Origin of the sequence: Kocuria kalidii (assembly GCF_044462225.1) — a bacterium.
GTDB lineage: Bacteria > Actinomycetota > Actinomycetes > Actinomycetales > Micrococcaceae > Kocuria > Kocuria kalidii.
Genome location: NZ_JBISWJ010000091.1, coordinates 1 through 18,599 on the forward strand (window position 1 = coordinate 1; position 18,599 = coordinate 18,599).

At 72.1% G+C, this 18,599-nt stretch carries 19 protein-coding genes; 18 read left to right on the forward strand and 1 reads right to left on the reverse strand.

All coding sequences use genetic code 11. From position 1 onward, the window contains the following. The 4 genes from rho to ACH9D3_RS13550 all read left to right on the forward strand — a co-directional run. A partial coding sequence (gene rho / locus ACH9D3_RS13535) for a transcription termination factor Rho (RefSeq protein WP_396411336.1) occupies positions 1-1,419 on the forward strand: 1,419 nt, incomplete at its 5' end. A 126-nt stretch (positions 1,420-1,545) separates the two neighbouring features. Further along, positions 1,546-2,628 carry a peptide chain release factor 1 gene (gene prfA, locus ACH9D3_RS13540; RefSeq protein WP_396400278.1) on the forward strand — a complete coding sequence of 361 codons (1,083 nt, stop codon included), beginning with the start codon at positions 1,546-1,548 and terminating at the stop codon, positions 2,626-2,628. 13 nt (positions 2,629-2,641) lie between these two features. Beyond that, positions 2,642-3,550, forward strand: coding sequence for a peptide chain release factor N(5)-glutamine methyltransferase (prmC, locus tag ACH9D3_RS13545; protein ID WP_396411337.1), 909 nt, complete (start codon positions 2,642-2,644; stop codon positions 3,548-3,550). After that, complete coding sequence (locus ACH9D3_RS13550; protein WP_396400280.1) at positions 3,547-4,602, forward strand: L-threonylcarbamoyladenylate synthase; 1,056 nt, start codon at positions 3,547-3,549, stop codon at positions 4,600-4,602. Before prmC ends, ACH9D3_RS13550 begins: the two co-directional genes overlap by 4 nt. 28 nt (positions 4,603-4,630) lie before the next feature. Here ACH9D3_RS13550 and ACH9D3_RS13555 read toward each other — a convergent pair whose 3' ends face one another. Further along, a complete protein-coding gene (locus ACH9D3_RS13555; protein WP_396400281.1) occupies positions 4,631-5,602 on the reverse strand; it encodes an NAD-dependent epimerase/dehydratase family protein in 972 nt (323 codons plus the stop codon). Positions 5,603-5,795: 193 nt separating this feature from the next. On the opposite strand from ACH9D3_RS13555, the gene ACH9D3_RS13560 reads away from it, so the two are divergent. The 14 genes from ACH9D3_RS13560 to ACH9D3_RS13625 all read left to right on the forward strand — a co-directional run bounded on the left by ACH9D3_RS13560 (position 5,796) and on the right by ACH9D3_RS13625 (position 18,589). Beyond that, positions 5,796-6,707, forward strand: a complete 912-nt coding sequence (locus ACH9D3_RS13560; protein ID WP_396411338.1) for a glycosyltransferase — start codon at positions 5,796-5,798, stop codon at positions 6,705-6,707. Positions 6,708-6,753: 46 nt separating this feature from the next. Beyond that, complete coding sequence (locus ACH9D3_RS13565; RefSeq protein ID WP_396411346.1) at positions 6,754-7,557, forward strand: glycosyltransferase; 804 nt, start codon at positions 6,754-6,756, stop codon at positions 7,555-7,557. Positions 7,558-7,626: 69 nt separating this feature from the next. After that, positions 7,627-9,555, forward strand: a complete 1,929-nt coding sequence (locus ACH9D3_RS13570) for a polysaccharide biosynthesis protein (RefSeq protein ID WP_396411339.1) — start codon at positions 7,627-7,629, stop codon at positions 9,553-9,555. Next, a complete protein-coding gene (locus ACH9D3_RS13575) occupies positions 9,552-10,688 on the forward strand; it encodes an MraY family glycosyltransferase (protein ID WP_396411340.1) in 1,137 nt (378 codons plus the stop codon). Before ACH9D3_RS13570 ends, ACH9D3_RS13575 begins: the two co-directional genes overlap by 4 nt. Further along, positions 10,685-11,095 (forward strand): hypothetical protein, encoded by a 411-nt coding sequence (locus ACH9D3_RS13580; protein ID WP_396411341.1) that lies wholly within the window; start codon positions 10,685-10,687, stop codon positions 11,093-11,095. The genes ACH9D3_RS13575 and ACH9D3_RS13580 overlap by 4 nt, the downstream gene beginning before the upstream one ends. After that, complete coding sequence (locus tag ACH9D3_RS13585) at positions 11,082-11,480, forward strand: hypothetical protein (RefSeq protein WP_396411342.1); 399 nt, start codon at positions 11,082-11,084, stop codon at positions 11,478-11,480. Before ACH9D3_RS13580 ends, ACH9D3_RS13585 begins: the two co-directional genes overlap by 14 nt. A 33-nt stretch (positions 11,481-11,513) precedes the next feature. Further along, a complete protein-coding gene (atpB, locus tag ACH9D3_RS13590; protein WP_396411343.1) occupies positions 11,514-12,308 on the forward strand; it encodes a F0F1 ATP synthase subunit A in 795 nt (264 codons plus the stop codon). Between the two features lie 117 nt (positions 12,309-12,425). Then, a complete protein-coding gene (atpE, locus tag ACH9D3_RS13595) occupies positions 12,426-12,629 on the forward strand; it encodes an ATP synthase F0 subunit C (RefSeq protein WP_017833261.1) in 204 nt (67 codons plus the stop codon). A gap of 47 nt (positions 12,630-12,676) precedes the next feature. Then, the gene (locus tag ACH9D3_RS13600; protein WP_396400288.1) at positions 12,677-13,228 is read left to right on the forward strand and encodes a F0F1 ATP synthase subunit B; all 552 of its coding nucleotides are present in this window, start codon (positions 12,677-12,679) and stop codon (positions 13,226-13,228) included. Then, positions 13,228-14,040 (forward strand): F0F1 ATP synthase subunit delta, encoded by an 813-nt coding sequence (locus ACH9D3_RS13605; protein ID WP_396411344.1) that lies wholly within the window; start codon positions 13,228-13,230, stop codon positions 14,038-14,040. Before ACH9D3_RS13600 ends, ACH9D3_RS13605 begins: the two co-directional genes overlap by 1 nt. Before the next feature lie 151 nt (positions 14,041-14,191). Continuing rightward, a complete protein-coding gene (atpA, locus tag ACH9D3_RS13610; protein WP_396411345.1) occupies positions 14,192-15,817 on the forward strand; it encodes a F0F1 ATP synthase subunit alpha in 1,626 nt (541 codons plus the stop codon). 60 nt (positions 15,818-15,877) lie between these two features. After that, positions 15,878-16,789 carry a F0F1 ATP synthase subunit gamma gene (locus ACH9D3_RS13615; protein ID WP_396400291.1) on the forward strand — a complete coding sequence of 304 codons (912 nt, stop codon included), beginning with the start codon at positions 15,878-15,880 and terminating at the stop codon, positions 16,787-16,789. Positions 16,790-16,844: 55 nt separating this feature from the next. Continuing rightward, entirely contained in the window at positions 16,845-18,311 is a 1,467-nt protein-coding gene (gene atpD / locus ACH9D3_RS13620; RefSeq protein WP_396400292.1) for a F0F1 ATP synthase subunit beta, read from the forward strand. A 2-nt stretch (positions 18,312-18,313) separates the two neighbouring features. Further along, positions 18,314-18,589 (forward strand): F0F1 ATP synthase subunit epsilon, encoded by a 276-nt coding sequence (locus ACH9D3_RS13625; RefSeq protein ID WP_396400293.1) that lies wholly within the window; start codon positions 18,314-18,316, stop codon positions 18,587-18,589. The last annotated feature ends 10 nt before the right edge of the window (positions 18,590-18,599 follow it).

Consider the following 18,599-nt stretch of genomic DNA (forward strand, 5'->3'; position numbering starts at 1 on the left):
AACCGCGGTCAGGACGGCAAGGGTCAGGACAACCGCGGTCAGGACGGCAAGGGTCAGGACAACCGCCAGGACAACCGCGGTCAGGACGGCAAGGGCCAGGACGGTGACGGCGGCAGCCGCCGCAGCCGGCGCAACCGCAACCGCAACGACCGCGACCGGGACCGCAGCGATCGCAACGACCGCGCGGAGCGCAACGAGCGCCGCAACCGCCGCGGGCGCAACTCCGGCCCCGAGGTCGACGACACGGAGTTCACCGAGGACGACGTCCTGCTGCCCGTCGCGGGCATCCTGGACGTCCTCGACAACTACGCTTTCGTGCGCACCTCCGGGTACCTGCCGGGCCCGAACGACGTCTACGTCAGCCTCGCCCAGGTCAAGAAGCACAACCTGCGCAAGGGCGACGCCGTCGTCGGCGCCATCCGCGCGCCCCGAGAGGGCGAGCAGCAGAACAGCACGCGGCAGAAGTTCAACGCGCTGGTGCAGCTGACCACGGTCAACGGCAAGAAGACCGAGGAGAACAAGGACCGCGTGGACTTCGGGAAGCTCATCCCGCTGTACCCGCAGGAGCGGCTGCGCCTCGAGACGGAGTCCAAGAAGATCGGGCCCCGCGTGGTCGACCTCGTCGCGCCGATCGGCAAGGGCCAGCGCGGCCTGATCGTGTCCCCGCCCAAGGCGGGCAAGACCCTGATGCTGCAGGCGATCGCCAACGCGATCACCACGAACAACCCCGAGGTCCACCTCATGATGGTGCTCGTCGACGAGCGCCCCGAGGAGGTCACGGACATGCAGCGCACGGTCAAGGGCGAGGTCATCGCCTCCACCTTCGACCGCCCCGCGGACGACCACACGACGGTCGCCGAGCTGGCGATCGAGCGGGCCAAGCGGCTCGTGGAGATGGGCATGGACGTGGTGGTCCTGCTGGACTCCATGACCCGCCTGGGACGTGCCTACAACCTCTCGGCCCCCGCCTCCGGGCGGATCCTCTCCGGCGGCGTGGACTCCGCGGCGCTGTACCCGCCGAAGAAGTTCTTCGGGGCGGCCCGCAACATCGAGAACGGCGGCTCGCTCACGATCCTCGCGACCGCCCTCGTGGAGACCGGGTCCAAGATGGACGAGGTCATCTTCGAGGAGTTCAAGGGCACCGGCAACATGGAGCTGCGCCTGTCCCGCTCACTCGCGGACAAGCGGATCTACCCGGCCGTGGACGTCAACTCCTCGGGCACCCGCCGGGAGGAGAACCTCCTCTCCCCGGACGAGATCAAGATCATGTGGAAGCTGCGCCGGGTCCTCTCCGGGCTCGACCAGCAGCAGGCCCTCGAGCTGCTCACGAACAAGCTGCGGGACACCCAGTCCAACACCGAGTTCCTGCTCCAGGTGCAGAAGACCACGCTGTCGGCCCGCGCCGAGAGCGACCGCTAGCACTCCCGAGGCCGCCGCGGCCCGCTCCGGATCCCCGGACCGGGCCGCGGCGGCGTCGTCGTGCCCGGCACCGTCCGCGCGCGACCCGACCGCCGCCGTCCCCGCCGCCCGATGAAGGAGCGTCCCATGCCGGACCCGATCCAGTCCCTGCTCGACGAGCACTCCGAGCTGGAGCGGCAGCTCGCCGACCCCGCGGTGCACGCGGAGCAGGGCAAGGCCCGGCGACTGGGACGCCGCTACGCTGAGCTCAACGGCATCGTCGGGGCCCACCGCCGGGTGCAGCGCCTCGAGGAGGACCTGGGCGCGGCGCGCGAGCTCGCCGCCGAGGACCCCGAGTTCGCCGAGGAGGTCCCGTCGCTCGAGGAGCAGCTCACGGCGGCCCGCGAGAAGCTGCGCCGGCTGCTCGTCCCGCGGGACCCCGACGACGGGCGCAACGTGATCCTCGAGGTGAAGGCGGGGGAGGGCGGCGACGAGTCCGCGCTCTTCGCCGGGGACCTGCTACGCATGTACCTGAAGTACGCGGAGGCCCGCGGCTGGAAGAGCGAGTTCATCTCGACCAACGACTCCGACCTGGGCGGCTACAAGGACGTGCAGGTCGCGATCAAGTCGGACGCCACGGACCCCGCCGAGGGCGTGTGGGCGCGGCTGAAGTACGAGGGCGGGGTGCACCGCGTCCAGCGCGTGCCCGTGACCGAGTCCCAGGGCAGGATCCACACCTCCGCCGCGGCGGTGCTGGTGTTCCCGGAGGTGGACGAGCCGGAGGAGGTCGAGATCAGCCAGAACGACCTGAAGATCGACGTGTACCGCTCCTCCGGGCCGGGTGGCCAGTCCGTGAACACCACCGACTCGGCGGTGCGCATCACCCACCTCCCCACGGGCATCGTGGTGGCCATGCAGAACGAGAAGTCCCAGCTGCAGAACCGCGAGGCCGCGATGCGGGTGCTCCGGGCCCGCATCCTCGCCCACCGGCAGGAGCAGATCGACGCGGACAACGCCGCGCAGCGGCGCTCCCAGGTCCGCACCATGGACCGGTCCGAGCGGATCCGCACCTACAACTTCCCCGAGAACCGGATCAACGACCACCGCACCGGGTACAAGGCGTACAACCTCGACCACGTCATGGCGGGGGACCTCGAACCGGTCGTGCGCTCGGCGATCGAGATGGACGAGCAGGCCCGGCTCGAGGCCATCGGCCAGCAGGACGACTGAGCGGGGTCCCGGGGTGAACAGGTCGCTGGGCCAGGCGGTGCGCTGGGCGGAGCAGGTGCTCGCCGAGGCGGGGATCGACTCCGCGCGCACCGACGCGCTGCTGCTCGCCGGGCACCTCACGGGGCTGTCCCGGGGAGAGGTCGAGGCGCGTGCCATCATCGGCGGTGACGAGCCGCAGGGCTACGCGGACCTCGTGGCCGAGCGCGCCCGCCGGGTCCCGCTGCAGCACCTCACGGGCGTCGCGCACTTCCGCTACCTGGCACTCGCCGTGGGACCCGGCGTGTTCGTGCCCCGTCCCGAGACGGAGACGGTCGTGCAGGCCGTGGTCGACGAGCTGCGCGACCAGCTGGCCGAGGGCGTGCACCGGCCGCACGTGGTGGACCTGGGCACCGGCTCCGGGGCGATCGCGGCCTCGGTGTCCCACGAGGTGCCGCAGGCGCGCGTGCACGCCGTGGAGCTGTCCGGGGCCGCCCACGCGTGGGCTGCCGAGAACCTGCGCGGGACGCGTGCGGAACTCGTCCGGGGCGACCTGCGCACGGCGTTCCCCGAGCTCGAGGGCCGCTGCGACGTGGTGGTGTCGAATCCGCCGTACATCCCCGGGGACGCGGTCCCCCGCGAGCCGGAGGCGCGGGAGCACGACCCGGACCTCGCCCTCTACGGGGGCGGGGAGGACGGCCTCGAGATCCCGCGGGCGGCCCTGGCCTCGGCGCTGCGGCTGCTGCGGCCCGGGGGGCTCTTCGTGATGGAGCACGCCGAGGTGCAGGCCGGTGCCGTGGCGCACGCCTTCCGAGCCGCGGGGCTCGAGGACGTCGTGGGCCACCAGGACCTGACCGGCCGGGACCGGGCCACGGCCGGCCGCACGCCCCGCGGCGGCGCGCGCGCGTCGGACGTGTCGGAGGGAATGGGAGAATGGACGCCGTGAGCCACACCGTCTACGACTGCAGCAGCATCGCCCAGCGCACCGCCGGGCTCAAGCACGCCGCGCGCGCCCTCGCGGCCGACGCCTGCGTGGTGCTGCCCACCGACACCGTCTACGGCATCGGCGCCGACGCGTTCTCGGCGCGCGGCGTCGCGACCCTGCTCGCCGCCAAGGGGCGCTCCCGCGCGATGCCCCCGCCCGTGCTCATCGCCCACGCCGGGGTGCTGGACGGCCTGGCGGACGACGTCTCCGACGACGCCCGGGCGCTCGCCCACGCCTTCTGGCCCGGTGGGCTGACCCTGATCCTCCACTCCCACCCGTCGCTCGGCTGGGACCTGGGGGAGACCCACGGGACCGTGGCCCTGCGCGTGCCCGACGACGAGCTCGCCCAGGCGCTGCTCATCGAGAGCGGTCCGCTGGCCGTCTCCTCGGCCAACCGCACCGGCCACCCCGCCGCCGCGACGGCCCGGGCCGCGGTGGACATGCTCGGGGACGCCGTGGAGCTCTACCTGGACGGCGGCCCGCGGCCCGCCGGCGGTCCCGCGCAGCCGGACCCGGTCTCCTCCACGATCGTGGACTGCACGGGGGAGACCCCGCTGCTCGTGCGCCACGGCGCCGTGAGCCTCGCCCGGCTGCGGTCCGTGGTGCCCTCGGTGGTCCCGGCCGACGGCGACGAGGAACTCGGGAACGAGTCCGCAGCGGGCACGGCCGACCCGGACCCGGCCGGCGACGGCGCGGCGGCCGGGGGCTCGCACGCGGTGAGCGAGGCCGATCCCGAGGCCGTGCCGTCCCCCGCGGAGCCCGCCGGCCCGGGGGGACAGGACCCCGCCGCGCCGTCGGACCAGCAGCCTCCGGCTCCCGGCCCGGCGCGGGCGGCCGCGGCGCAGGGCCTGGCGGCCGCACTGGTGGCGCGCTCCGCGGACGGGGAGCGCGCCCGGCCGGCCGTGGACCAGGACCGCCGGCGCGTCCGGCACGCGGGGACGCCGGGGGAGCCGCGTCCCCTGCCGGTCGACGAGGCCGCCCGGCTCGTGGCGCGGGGCCTCGACGGCGGCTGAGCGGTGCTCCGGGGCATCCCGGAGGGGCTCAGCCCCGGCCGGCGGCCAGGTGGGCCTGGCGCAGCACCTCGGTGATCCGGGGCTCGGGGACCGCGTCGTGCTCCTCGGCCCAGCCGCGCACCTGGCGCTGGCCGAACCACGTCACCTCGAGCCGGCGGAAGACCCCGTGCCAGCGGCTCCCGGCCAGGCTCGAGAGACCGAAGCCGGCGTCCAGCGCGAGCCGGCACAGCAGCACGGGCAGGTGCCGCGGCTCCCGGCGGCCCGCGTCCCGCAGGATGGACGCGGTGGTGGCGCCCTCCCACGGCTGGAGCACGACCGAGGGCAGCTCCGCGCCGTGGCGCCCCACGCGGGACACGAACTCGGCGAGGGCGTGCACGGAGGTGACCGGGGTGTGCGCGCTCCCCTCCCCGGCCACGGAGCTCAGCGGGGAGGACGCGAAGCGGGCCAGGCGGGCGGTGGTGCGCCGCCCGGAGCCCTGCACCGAGGTGGCGCGCAGCACGGTGAGCGCCGGGGAGTCCTCCTCGTCGGCCCAGTCGCGGCGCAGCTTCAGCAGGGCGCTCTCGCCGAGCGCCTTGGAGAACGAGTAGGGGGAGAAGGGCCGGACGGAAGGCGTCTCGTCGAGGACGTCGACGTCGCCCTGGACGGCGGCCGAGCTGACGTGCAGGATCCGCCGCACGCTCGTGCGGCGCGCCGCGAGGGCCACGAGCACCGGCAGCAGCGCGTTCGCCCCCACGAGCGACTCCTCGTGCGTCTGGTCCGGAGCGGCCAGGCCCGCGGCGTTGACCACCACGTGGGCGCCGGCGAAGGACTCGGCGAGGTAGTCGATCACGGACTCGAGACGGCCGGCCTGCTCGAGCAGGTGGTGGACCGTGTGCGCCCCGGACGCCAGCCGCGGCGCGGAGACCGGGACCACCGTCTGGCCGTCCGCCTGCAACCGGGCCACGGTCGCGGAACCCACGAATCCGGTGGCTCCCAGGACTGCCCAGGTCGTCGATGTCACGGTGCTTCCTCTCTGCCGGTTGCCGCCGGTCGCCGCCGACCGGATCAGGATCCTTGCGCTCATCGTACAGACCGGCCCCCGCCCGGCGCGGGGCGACGCGGCCCGGCCGGCCGGCGCCCGCTTGCTAGACTCGGCACGATCCGGCGCCCGCCCCACCGGGTCCCCCGTCCGCCCACTGCCCTGGAGGAGCTGCATGCCGTCCGACCCCACGCCCGCGGTGGCGGTGGCCTGCGTGACCCAGGACCGGCACGAGGACGTCCTCGCGCTCGTCGCGGCGCTGCGGGAGCAGACGGTGCCCGTCGCAGCCTTGTGCCTCGTGGACGCGGGGCGCGAGGAGCTGCCGCGGCACGTGCTGGAGGAAGCGGTCGACGGCCGGTTCGAGCTGCACCTCGTGCGGTCCCTCGCCAACCTGGGCGGCGCCGGCGGGTTCTCCCTCGCGATCCTCACCGCGCTCGCCACCGGTGCGGACCGGGTGTGGCTGATGGACGACGACGCCCGTCCGGAGCAGCCCGACTGCCTCGAGATCCTCCTCGAGGAGGCCGCGCGGCGGGAGCTCGCGGTCGTCTCCCCGCTCGTCGTCGCGCCCCAGGACCACGGTGCCCTGGCCTTCTCGTACCGGCTGGAGGGCCGGATCACCCACTCCCGGGCCGACCTCGAGCCGCTGGGCTTCCTGCCCGGACACGCCACCTTCTTCAACGGCGCCCTCATGGCGGAGCACGTCTTCTTCACGGTCGGGCTCCCGGACCTCAAGCTGTTCCTGCGCGGTGACGAGGTCGACTTCCTCGTGCGGCTGCGCCGCTCCGGGCTGCCGTTCGGCACCACCACCCGCGCCGCCGTCGCCCACCCGCCGGGCTGGGACGAGGAGCACGTCGTGGTCCCCGGCAGGCTCAAGGTCGTGGTGCCGGGCACCGCGTTCAAGCGCGCGCACTTCTTCCGCAACCGGGGCTGGACCACCTGGCGGTACAAGCGGTTCGTCCAGCTCGGGGCCGACCTCGTCGGCTACCCCCTCTACTACCTGCGCCGCCGGGACGTGCGCGGTCTCCGGTCCTGGGCGAGCGGCTACGTCGGCGGGATGCGCGGCCGCGGCTTCGGCGGGCCGCGGTGACGCCGTGAGCCTGCCCCTGCCGCCCGGCGCCGAGTTCTCCGTGCTGATGCCCGTCTACCGCGCCGACACCGCCGAGCGGGTGCGCCGCGCCGCCGAGTCCGCGACCGTCGAGCAGGAGCGCCGTCCCGCCGAGCTCGTCCTCGTGCGGGACGGTCCGGTCCCCGCGCAGCTCGAGGCCGAGCTCGACCGCCTCGTGCGCGAGCTGCCCGTGCCCGTGGTGCGGGTGGACCTGGCGCGCAACGCGGGACTGGCCGCGGCGCTCGGCGCCGGGCTCGACCGGTGCCGGCACGACGTGGTGGCCCGCGCCGACGCCGACGACGTCTCCTATCCCCGCCGCTTCGCGGTGCAGCTGCCCGTCATCGAGGCGGGGGCGGACCTCGTGGGCTCCGCCATGCACGAGATCGGCGACGACGAGCAGGCACCGCTCGCGCTGCGCCGCGCCCCGGTGGGGGAGCGGGACATCCTGTCCGTCTCCCGGCGCCGCAACCCGGTGAGCCACCCGACCGTGGTCTTCCGGCGCCCGGCCGTGCAGGCGGTCGGGGGCTACGAGCACGTGCCCCTGGCCGAGGACTACTGGCTGTGGGTGCGCATGCTGCGCGCCGGAGCGGACGTGCGCAACGTGCCCGAGCCGCTCGTCGGCTACCGGGTCTCCGCGGGCTCCTACGCACGGCGGGGAGGATGGCGCGTGCTCCGCGCCGAGCTCGCCCTCCAGGCCCGGCTGCGGAGGAGCGGCCACGTGGGGCTCCTACAATGGGTGCGCAACGTGGTGGTGCGCGGCGGCTACCGGTTCGTCCCCACCCGGCTCCGGGAGCTCGCCTACCGGGCCATGGTCGGCGCGCCCCGCCGCTGACCGTCCAGCACCGGACCCGCACCCGCCCGGCCGCCCGGCTCCGGCACCGACCACGGAAGGACCGACCCGATGAGTGCTGACCCCGAGCGCCCCGCCGGCACGGCGGGACTCCCCGGGGGTGCCGGCACGGCGTCCCCGGCACGCGCCGCCCCGCACGACCGGCCCGTGGCGTGGCTGTGGATCCAGATGCTGCTGGACTCCGTCGCGTGGGTCGTGGCCCTCGTGCTGGCCCTGGTCCTGCGCTACGAGATGGAGCTGCAGTTCGTGAGCGCCCCCGGGCTGCTGCTCGTGTCCCTGGTGGCGGTGGCCGCCCAGCTCGTCGTCGGCTTCTCCTTCGCCCTGTACAAGGGGCGGTACTCCTTCGGCAGCTTCGACGAGGCCAAGCTCCTCGTCGTGGTCACCCTCATCGTCACGGCCGTGGTCCAGGTGCTGCTGCTGGTCGTGGGCACGAGCATCGGCGTCCCGCGGTCCACCGCTCTCATCGCGTTCCCCTTCGCGTGCCTGTTCATGGCCGCCCTCCGCTATCTGAAGCGGATGTACCAGGAGGCGTCCGCACGCCCGGGCGCCTCCGCCCAGCACGTGGTGATCTACGGCGCCGGGTACCTCGGGACCTTCCTGGTGCACCGCATGATGCAGGACCCGGACTCGGAGTTCCTGCCCGTGGCCCTGCTCGACGACGACCCGGCCAAGAAGCACCTGCGGATCTCCTCGGTGCCCGTGCTCGGCACCCTGCACGACATCCGCGACGTCATGGCCCGCACCCGTGCCTCCGTGCTCATCGTGGCGATGTCCAGTCCGGAGCCCCGGATCATGCACCGGGTCGCGGACGCCGTGGCCGGCACCGGGATCCGCGTCATGACGATGCCCCCGCTCGGCCAGGTGCTCACCGCCGGGCACGCGTCCGTGGACTTCCGGGACATCAGCATGGAGGACCTCATCGGCCGCCGTCCCGTCGACATCGACGTCGAGGAGATCGCCGGCTACGTCAAGGGCCGCCGCGTCCTGGTGACCGGTGCGGGCGGCTCCATCGGCTCCGAGCTGTGCCGCCAGCTCGTGGGCTTCGAGCCGGCGGAGCTCATCATGGTCGACCGGGACGAGTCGGCCCTGCAGGGCACCCAGATCTCCATCACGGGCCGCGGTCTGCTGGACGGCCGGGACACCGTGCTCGCCGACATCCGCGATCCCGAGTCCGTGGGGACGATCTTCCGCGACCGCCGGCCCGAGGTGGTCTTCCACGCGGCCGCCCTCAAGCACGTGTCACTGCTCGAGCAGTACCCGGACGAGGCGTGGAAGACCAACGTCCTGGGCACCCTGAACGTGCTGCTGGCCGCCGAGGAGGCGGACGTCGGGGTCTTCGTCAACATCTCGACCGACAAGGCCGCCAACCCCACCACGGCGCTCGGCCACTCCAAGCGGGTCGCGGAGAAGCTCACCGCCTGGATGGCGGACCGGACCGGGCGCCGGTACGTGTCGGTGCGCTTCGGCAACGTGTTCGGCTCCCGCGGCTCGATGCTCCCCCTGTTCACCGAGCAGATCCGGCAGGGCGGCCCGATCACGGTGACCCATGCGGAGGCGACCCGGTACTTCATGACCATTCCCGAGGCCTGTCAGCTGGTGATCCAGGCCGGCGCGATCGCCCGCGGCGGGGAGGTGCTGATCCTGGACATGGGCGAACCCGTGCGGATCATGGACATCGCCGAACGGCTGCGCGTGATGAGCGGGCGCGAGGACGTCGAGATCGAGATCACCGGGCTGCGCCCGGGGGAGAAGCTGCACGAGGACCTCATCGGCCTCGGCGAGAAGGACGAGCGTCCCTTCCACCCCAAGATCTCCCACGCCCGCGCCGACCGTCTCGATCCCGCCCAGCTGGACCGGCACACGTGGAAGGTGCGCGGCGGCATGGTCTACACGGGCACGATCCCCGTCGTGCGACCGTCCACCCAGCCGCCGCCCACCTCGGTCCAGCGACCGCGCAGCCCCTCGGGGCGGGCCTCGTGAGCGCGGCCGTGCCGCTCCCGGCCCTCCTGGTCCCCGCCGGACAGCTCCCGGGCGGGCTCGACCTCACCGACCCCGGCGCCGCCCCCGATCCCGAGGAGCTGCGCCGGCTGGGCGAGCTCGTCCTCACGGTCGGCGCCCCGGCCCTCGTGCTCAGCCTGCTGCTCCCGCTGGCCGTCAAGCCCCTGCTGGCGCGCTGGGGCGTGCTCGACGTCCCCAACGAGCGCTCGTCCCACCAGCGCACGGTCGTCCGGGGCATGGGCCTGGCCGTGGCCGTCGCCGTCCTCCTCGCCTACGGGTCCGCGCTGCTCACCGGTGCGATCGAGGTCGACCGCTCGGTGGCCCTCGTCGTCCTGGCCGTCACCGGGCTCTTCGCCGCGCTCGGCTGGGCCGAGGACTACCGGGGCGTGTCCGTGCGGGTGCGACTGGCCGCCCAGCTCGCCATCGGCCTCGTCGCCACGGGCGTCCTCGTGACGGTGCTCGGCACCTCCGTCTGGTGGCTGCCCGTGGGCACCCTCGCGATCGCCGCCTACGTCAACATGGCGAACTTCATGGACGGGATCAACGGCATCTCGGGGCTGCACGGGCTGGCGGCGGGCCTGCTGTACGCCTGGGCGGGGGCCTCCAACGACCTCACGTGGATGATCGCCGCCGGCCTGGCCGTGGCGGGCGGCTTCGCCGGGTTCCTGCCCTGGAACCTCGGCCGCGGCACCGTGTTCCTCGGCGACGTCGGCTCCTACCTGCTGGGCGGTGCGCTGGCCGGCATCGCGGTCGCGGCCTTCCTCTCGGGCGTGTACGTCGAGTACCTCCTGCCCCCGCTGGCGGTCTACGTGGCCGACACCTCCGTGACCCTGCTCCGGCGCGTCCGCGCGGGGGAGGTCTGGTACCGGCCGCACCGCCGGCACGTCTACCAGCGGCTCACCGACACGGGTCTCTCCCACACGGGCTCCGCGCTCGTCGTCACGACCGCGACCGTCCTCGTCAGCGTCGCCTCGGTCGTGGGTCTGCGCACCGGGCCCGCCGCCACGGCGCTGGCCGGAGCGTTCGTGCTCGCGGTGCTCGCGCTCTACCTGGTGCTGCCCGAACTGCTGGGGCGCCGGACGGCCGCCCGCGCACGGGCGGAGACCCTCCCGTGAGCGCCGCCGCGCTCAGCGCCCTGCTCGGGGCCGGGCTGGTGACCGCGAGCCACCTGGTCACCCTGCTCGTGGCCCGCGCCACCGCGGGTGCGGACGGGCCCGTCGCGGCCCCCGCGCTCGCCACGACGTACGTGCTGAAGGTGCTGGTGCTCAGCTGGGTCCTGCTCACCGTGCCGGCGCCGTCCTGGCTGCTCCCGGGCTGGACCGCGGGGGGCGTGCTGGCCGCTCTCGTCGTCTCGGTGACGCTCGCGGCCCGGTCCGGTGCCCGGGCCACGAGGGCGGCCCTCGGACCGGTGCCGGCGGTCCGGCGGCCGGCCGGGGAGACCCGCGCGGACGGTGCCGGCCCGGCCGCCACCGGCGCGGCCGCCGACGACGACAGGAGGCAGGGAGACCATGGGCACGGATGACCGCGACAGCACGGACCGCGGGGACGGACCGCGCGCGCCGGACGGGCCGGGGGAGCGCCCCGGGACCCCGGGACGGGGCGGCCCGGAGGACCGCGGACTGCGCACCGCCGGTGAGCTCGTGGAGGGCGGAGGGCTGTCCGGAGGCCTCACGACACTCCTCTACGTGGTGATCGGGATGGGGTTCTGGAGTTTGGTAGGGTGGGGTGCGGATCGCGTGCTGGGAACCCGGTGGATCGTGCTCCTGGGAGCGTGCATCGGCGCCGCCTCCGGGGTCTACGTCGTGTACCTCCACATGCAGGAGGGGCTCCGTCGCAGCCCGTCCTCCGACGGTGCAGATCCATCCACCCCGCACCAGTCCGGCCCGGACTCGGCGCCCCGACCGTGACCACCGGCCAGAGCACTGCAGAAAGGACCCGCATTGAACGCCGCCCTCATCAGGCTCCCCGCCACCGGAGGATTCACCGCCCCGACCGTCGACGAGATGCACCTCCCCTACTTCTTCGAGGTGGGCTCCTTCGCTTTCGGCAAGCAGATGCTGTTGATCCTCCTGTCGGTCGTCCTGATCGCCGGCTTCTTCATGTGGGCCATCCGCCGCCACGCCCTCGTCCCGTCGAAGTCCCAGTACCTCGCCGAGAGCGGCTACGGGTTCGTGCGCAACCACCTCGGCCGGGACATCATCGGTGAGAAGGAGTTCCGCCCCTACGTCCCGCTGCTGTTCACGTTCTTCTTCTTCATCCTGGTGAACAACCTCTTCGGGTCCATCCCGGTGCTCCAGCTGCCGACCCTCTCGCACGCGGGCTCGGCCTACGCGCTCGCCGGCATCGCCTACGTCACCTGGGTCTTCATGGGCATCAAGCGCCACGGGCTCGGCGGCTTCATGAGCAAGATGACCATGCCGCCGGACGTCCCGAAGGCCCTGTACATCTTCCTCATCCCCATCGAGTTCCTCTCGAACCTGATCATCCGCCCGGTCACGCACGCACTGCGTGTGTTCGCCACGATGTTCGCCGGTCACCTGGCGCTCATGGTGGCCGCATCGATGACCGGCTACCTGATCTCGCAGGCGAGCTTCATCAGCGTCGTCGCGGTGGGCTCCACGGTGCTCGGCGTGTTCATCTACTTCCTGGAGATCCTGATCCAGGTCCTCCAGGCCTACATCTTCACCCTCCTCTTCGCCGTGTACGTCCAGGGCGCCCTGCAAGAGGGCCACTGACACCGGTGGAGAAGCGGTCCGGCTCCGGCCGGACCCCCGCAGTCCAACCCCGAAATGTTCAGAGCCGACACGGCTACGACGCCCGGCCCCCGGGCACCTAGAAAGGAAATACCCCTCATGACTGGTTCGCTCAGCGCTATTGGTTACGGTCTGGCTGCCATCGGCGGCGGCATCGGCGTGGGTCTGATCTTCGCCGCGTACATGCAGTCCGTCGCCCGCCAGCCGGAGTCGCAGCGCGTGCTCCAGCCGATGCTGTTCTTCGGCTTCGCCGTGGTCGAGGCGCTCGCGATTCTGGGCTTCGTGCTCGCGTTCATCGCCTGAGTGGCGCATCCCGTACAAGTCCTCCCTAGAGAACAGGAATTGCGCACATGACACTCTTGCCGGCAGTAGAGGAAGGGGCGAACCCCCTCGTCCCCGACCTGTGGGAAGTGGCGATCACCCTCATCGGTTTCCTGATCCTGCTCTTCCTCGTCGTCAAGTTCGTCGTGCCGGCGTTCGAGCGGGTTTACCGTGAGCGCACCGAGGCCATCGAAGGCGGCCTGGCCAAGGCCAAGGCCGCGCAGGCCGAGGCGGCCGCCGCCCGCGACGAGTACAACCAGCAGCTCGAGAGCGCGCGCCTGGAAGCTCAGAAGATCCGCGAGGAGGCCCGCCTCGAGGGCGAGAAGATCCTCGCGGACTTCAAGGACCGGGCGAACGCCGAGTCGGCCCGCATCACCGAGAACGCCCACCGCACCATCGAGGCGGAGCGCTCGGCGGCCGTGGTCTCGCTGCGCAACGAGGTGGGCGCTCTGGCCACCACGCTCGCGGCGAAGATCGTGGGCGAGTCCCTCGACGACGACGCCCGGTCCAACCGGGTGGTCGACCGCTTCCTCGCCGACCTGGAGTCGGAGCAGGAGCGGAACGCGGGTGCGGCGCGGTAATGGCAGACGCAGCGAACGAATTCACCCAGGAGAACGCTCGAGAGGTCGAGCGCTGGGCCGGCTCCGCCAGCCCCGCGCTCGCCCGTGAGCTGTTCGCCGTGCTCGCCCTCCTCGACGAGAACGGCGCCCTGCGCCGTGCCCTGGCCGACCCGTCCTACGCGGGGCCGCAGCGGGAGCACGTCGTGCGCCGGGTCTTCGCCGACAAGATCTCCCCGGAGGCCGTGGAGATCGTCGCGCACCTCACCGGTCGCCGCTGGAGCGACGACCGCGAGTTCACCGACGGCCTCGAGCACGCCGGGGTGGCCCTCACCGCGGCGTCCGCCGAGAACCGGGGCGGGCTCGAGGGCCTCGAGCAGGTCGTGGAGCAGCTGATCGCGTTCAAGGGCGTGCTGGACGGGTCGCACGAGGTGCAGCGTGCCCTCAGCGACCGGCGCGCCGACGTCGAGGCCAAGACCCAGCTGGCGCACCGGCTGACCCCGGGCGCCTCGGAGGAGACCCTCCTGCTCGTGGAGCAGGCCGTGCTCTCGCCCCGCGGCGCCCTGGTCGGCCGGCTCGTCGACCGGTTCGCCGAGGAGGTGGCGGCCCGCCGGCAGCGGTGGATCGCGCACGTGAGCACCTCGCGGCCGCTGACGGACGACCAGCGCGCGCGGCTGCAGGAGCAGCTGAACACCCTGTACGGCAAGGACCTCAAGCTCACCGTGGACGTCGATCCGGCGCTGATCGGGGGGCTCAAGGTGCAGGTCGGCGAGGAGGTCATCGACGGTTCGGTCGCCGCCCGTCTCGACGAGCTGCGCCAGCGGATCGGCGCCTGACCCCTCGGGGCCGGGACGACGCCGTTGTGGGCTGCCGCCCCTCCGGCCGGACGGCACCAGCCGGTGGACCAGCGCAGCGATCCGCCGCAGATTTGGACTCACGGTCACCGCTGACGGCAGTGATCACGAACTAGGAGAGCAGGGACAGGACATGTCCGAAGTCACCATCAATGCCGACGACGTCCGTAGCGCGCTGAGCGAATTCGCCGCGTCCTACGAGCCCGGCACCGCAGAACGAACCGAGGTCGGCCGGGTCAGCAGCGCCTCCGACGGCATCGCCCGGGTCGAGGGCCTGCCCTCGGTCATGGCCAACGAGCTGCTGCGCTTCGAGAACGGGGTGCTCGGCCTCGCGCAGAACCTCGACACCCGCGACATCGGCGTCGTGATCCTCGGCGACTTCCGCGGCATCGAGGAGGGCCAGGAGGTCCAGCGCACCGGGGAGGTCCTCTCCGTGCCGGTGGGCGACGCCTTCCTCGGCCGCGTGGTGGACCCGCTGGGCATGCCCATCGACGACCTCGGGCCGATCGAGTCCGAGGGCCGCCGGGCGCTCGAGCTGCAGGCTCCCGGCGTGACCATGCGCAAGTCGGTGCACGAGCCGCTGCAGACCGGCATCAAGGCGATCGACGCGATGATCCCGATCGGGCGCGGGCAGCGTCAGCTCCTGATCGGCGACCGCCAGACCGGAAAGACCGCCATCGCCGTGGACGCGATCCTCAACCAGCGCGCCAACTGGGAGACCGGGGACGTCAACCAGCAGGTGCGCTGCATCTACGTGGCCGTCGGCCAGAAGGCGTCCACCATCGCGGGCGTGCGCCAGACCCTCGAGGACAACGGGGCGCTGGAGTACACGACCATCGTGGCGGCGCCCGCCTCCGAGGCCGCGGGCATCAAGTACCTCGCTCCCTACGCGGGCTCGGCCATCGGCCAGCACTGGATGTACGGCGGCAAGCACGTCCTCATCGTCTTCGACGACCTGTCCAAGCAGGCCGAGGCGTACCGCGCCGTGTCCCTGCTGCTGCGCCGGCCCCCGGGGCGCGAGGCCTACCCCGGCGACGTGTTCTACCTGCACTCCCGCCTCCTGGAGCGCTGCGCCAAGCTCTCCGACGAGCTGGGCGCGGGCTCGATGACCGGGCTGCCCATGATCGAGACGAAGGCCAACGACGTCTCGGCCTTCATCCCCACCAACGTCATCTCCATCACCGACGGCCAGATCTTCCTGCAGTCGGACCTGTTCAACGCCAACCAGCGCCCGGCCGTGGACGTGGGCATCTCGGTGTCCCGCGTCGGCGGTGCCGCGCAGGTCAAGGCCATGAAGAAGGTCTCCGGCACGCTCAAGCTCGAGCTGGCGTCCTACCGCTCGATGCAGGCCTTCGCGATGTTCGCCTCCGACCTGGACCCGGCGTCGCGGCAGCAGCTGACCCGCGGTGCCCGGCTGATGGAGCTGCTCAAGCAGAAGCAGTACACCCCGTACCCGGTCGAGGACCAGGTCGTGTCGATCTGGGCCGGCACCAACGGGCACCTGGACGAGGTGGAGGTCGCCGACGTGCTGGACTTCGAGCAGGCACTGCTCGAGCACGTGCGCCGCACCACCAACGTGATGGACTCCATCGTCGGCACCGGCAAGCTCGAGGACGACGCGGTCGCCGCGCTGGAGACGGCCGTCGCCGAGGTCAAGCGGGACTTCCGGGGCACCAAGCACGGCATCGAGCCTGGCCGCGAGGAGCACGAGCCCCTCGAGGCGTCCGAGGTCGACCAGGAACGGATCGTCAGGAAGTAACCGGTCGGTCCGGTGCGCCGCCGCGGCGGCGCACCGGACACGGTGTCGAAAGGAAGTCACATGGGAGCGCAGATTCGGGTCTACCGGAACAAGATCGCGTCGACCAAGTCCATGAAGAAGATCTTCAAGGCCATGGAGATGATCGCGACCTCGCGCATCAACAAGTCCCGACAGGGTCTGCAGGCGGCGCGTCCCTACGCGAACGCGCTGACCCGGGCGGTCTCACAGGTCGCCACCCAGCACAACGTCTCCCATGCCCTGACCACGCGGGCCGACGAGGTGCGCCGGTCGGCCGTGGTGATCATGACCTCCGACCGCGGTCTGGCCGGGTCCTACTCGTCCAACGTGCTCAAGGAGGCCGAGGGCCTGCTCGAGCTGCTGCACGGGGAGGGCAGGGAGACCAAGGTGTACCTGATCGGCCGCAAGGCCCAGGCGTACTTCGACTTCCGCAGCCGCCCGTACGAGCGGAACTGGACCGGGGACACGGACAACGCCCGGCCGGACCGCGCGCGGGAGCTGCGCCAGGTCCTGATCGGGGACCTGGAGACACCGTACGAGGACGGCGGGGTCGACGAGATCCACCTCGTCTACACGTCGTTCCAGTCGATGGTCGTCCAGGTGCCCCGGGTGCTGCGGCTGCTGCCGCTGGAGGTCGTGGACGCCAACGCCCTGTCCGACGAGGTCGCCCAGGACTTCGACGAGGTGGAGGAGCCGGACAGCACCTTCGAGTTCGAGCCGAGCCCGGAGGAGTTCCTCGACGCGGTCCTGCCGCGCTACATCGACGCCCGCCTGTTCGCCAGCCTGGCCCACGCCGCCACGAGCGAGCTCGCGGCCCGGCAGAAGGCCATGAAGGCGGCCGGCGACAACGCGGACGACCTGATCAAGAAGTACACCCGCCTGATGAACAACGCCCGCCAGGCCGAGATCACCACCGAGCTCACCGAGATCGTGAGCGGCGCCGAGGCCCTGTGACGGGCCGTCCCGGCGATCCAGCAACTGACCACCACGAACAAGTGAAGTGAGAGAAATGACTGCCACCATCAGCGAACAGGCCGGGCAGCCGGTCTCGGGCGGCGCCACGGGACGCATCGCCCGGGTCATCGGGCCGGTCGTCGACGTCGAGTTCCCGGAGCACGCCGTGCCCGGCATCTACAACGCCCTGACGGCCGACTACGACCTCAACGGCGAGAAGCGGACGATCACGTTCGAGACGGCCCAGCACCTGGGCGACAACATGGTCCGCGCGATCGCCCTGCAGCAGACCGACGGCCTCGTGCGCGGCACCGAGGTCAAGGACTCCGGCGGCCCGATCTCCGTGCCCGTGGGCGACGTGGTCAAGGGCCACATCTTCAACGTGCTCGGTGAGGCCCTCGACGTGGAGACCTCCTCCCTGGAGATCACCGACCGCTGGCCGATCCACCGCAAGGCCCCGTCCTTCGCAGAGCTCGAGGGCTCCACGGAGATGATGGAGACCGGCATCAAGTCGATCGACCTGCTGACCCCGTACATCAAGGGCGGCAAGATCGGCCTGTTCGGCGGCGCCGGCGTGGGCAAGACCGTGCTCATCCAGGAGATGATCACGCGTGTGGCCCGCAACTTCGGCGGCACCTCGGTGTTCGCCGGTGTCGGCGAGCGCACCCGTGAGGGCAACGACCTCTGGGTGGAGATGGAGGAGGCGGGGGTCCTCAAGGACACCGCCCTCGTGTTCGGCCAGATGGACGAGCCGCCCGGAACGCGCCTGCGCGTGGCCCTGACCGGCCTGACGATGGCGGAGTACTTCCGCGACGTGCAGAACCAGGACGTGCTGCTGTTCGTGGACAACATCTTCCGCTTCACCCAGGCCGGTTCCGAGGTCTCGACCCTGCTGGGCCGCATCCCCTCGGCCGTGGGCTACCAGCCCACGCTCGCGGACGAGATGGGCGTGCTCCAGGAGCGGATCACCTCGACCCGTGGCCACTCGATCACCTCCATGCAGGCGATCTACGTGCCCGCCGACGACTACACCGACCCGGCGCCGGCCACCACGTTCGCGCACCTGGACGCGACCACGGAGCTGTCCCGCGACATCGCCTCCCGCGGCCTGTACCCGGCGATCGACCCGCTGACCTCGACCTCGCGCATCCTCGATCCGCAGATCGTGGGCCAGGAGCACTACGACGTCGCGATCCGCGTCCGGTCGATCCTGCAGGAGAACAAGGAGCTGCAGGACATCATCGCGATCCTCGGCGTGGAAGAGCTCTCCGAGGAGCAGAAGGTCGTCGTCTCGCGCGCCCGCCGCATCGAGCAGTTCCTCTCGCAGAACACCTACACCGCCAAGCAGTTCACGGGGGTGGAGGGCTCCACGGTCCCGCTTGCGGAGACCATCGAGGCGTTCGCGAAGATCACCGAGGGCGAGTTCGACCACGTGCCGGAGCAGGCGTTCTACAACGTGGGCGGTCTGGACGACGTCATGCAGAAGTGGGACGAGATCAAGACCCGGACCGGCGGCAAGTAGCCATGGCCGAGATGATCGTCGAAATCGTCTCCCTCGAGCAGGCCGTGTGGTCCGGCAGGGCCCGCATGGTGCGCGTCCGCACGTCCGAGGGCGACATCGGTATCCTGCCCGGCCACGAGGCCGTGGCCGGCATCCTCAAGCCGGGGGACTTCGCGGTGGACCCCGTGGACGGCTCCCGGTTGGAGGGCACGATCGAGGCAGGGTTCGTGTTCGTGGACCACGACCGGGTGACGATCGTGGCGGACGACGTGGAGCTGCCCGGCGTCGCCGCTGCCTGACCCCCCCCTG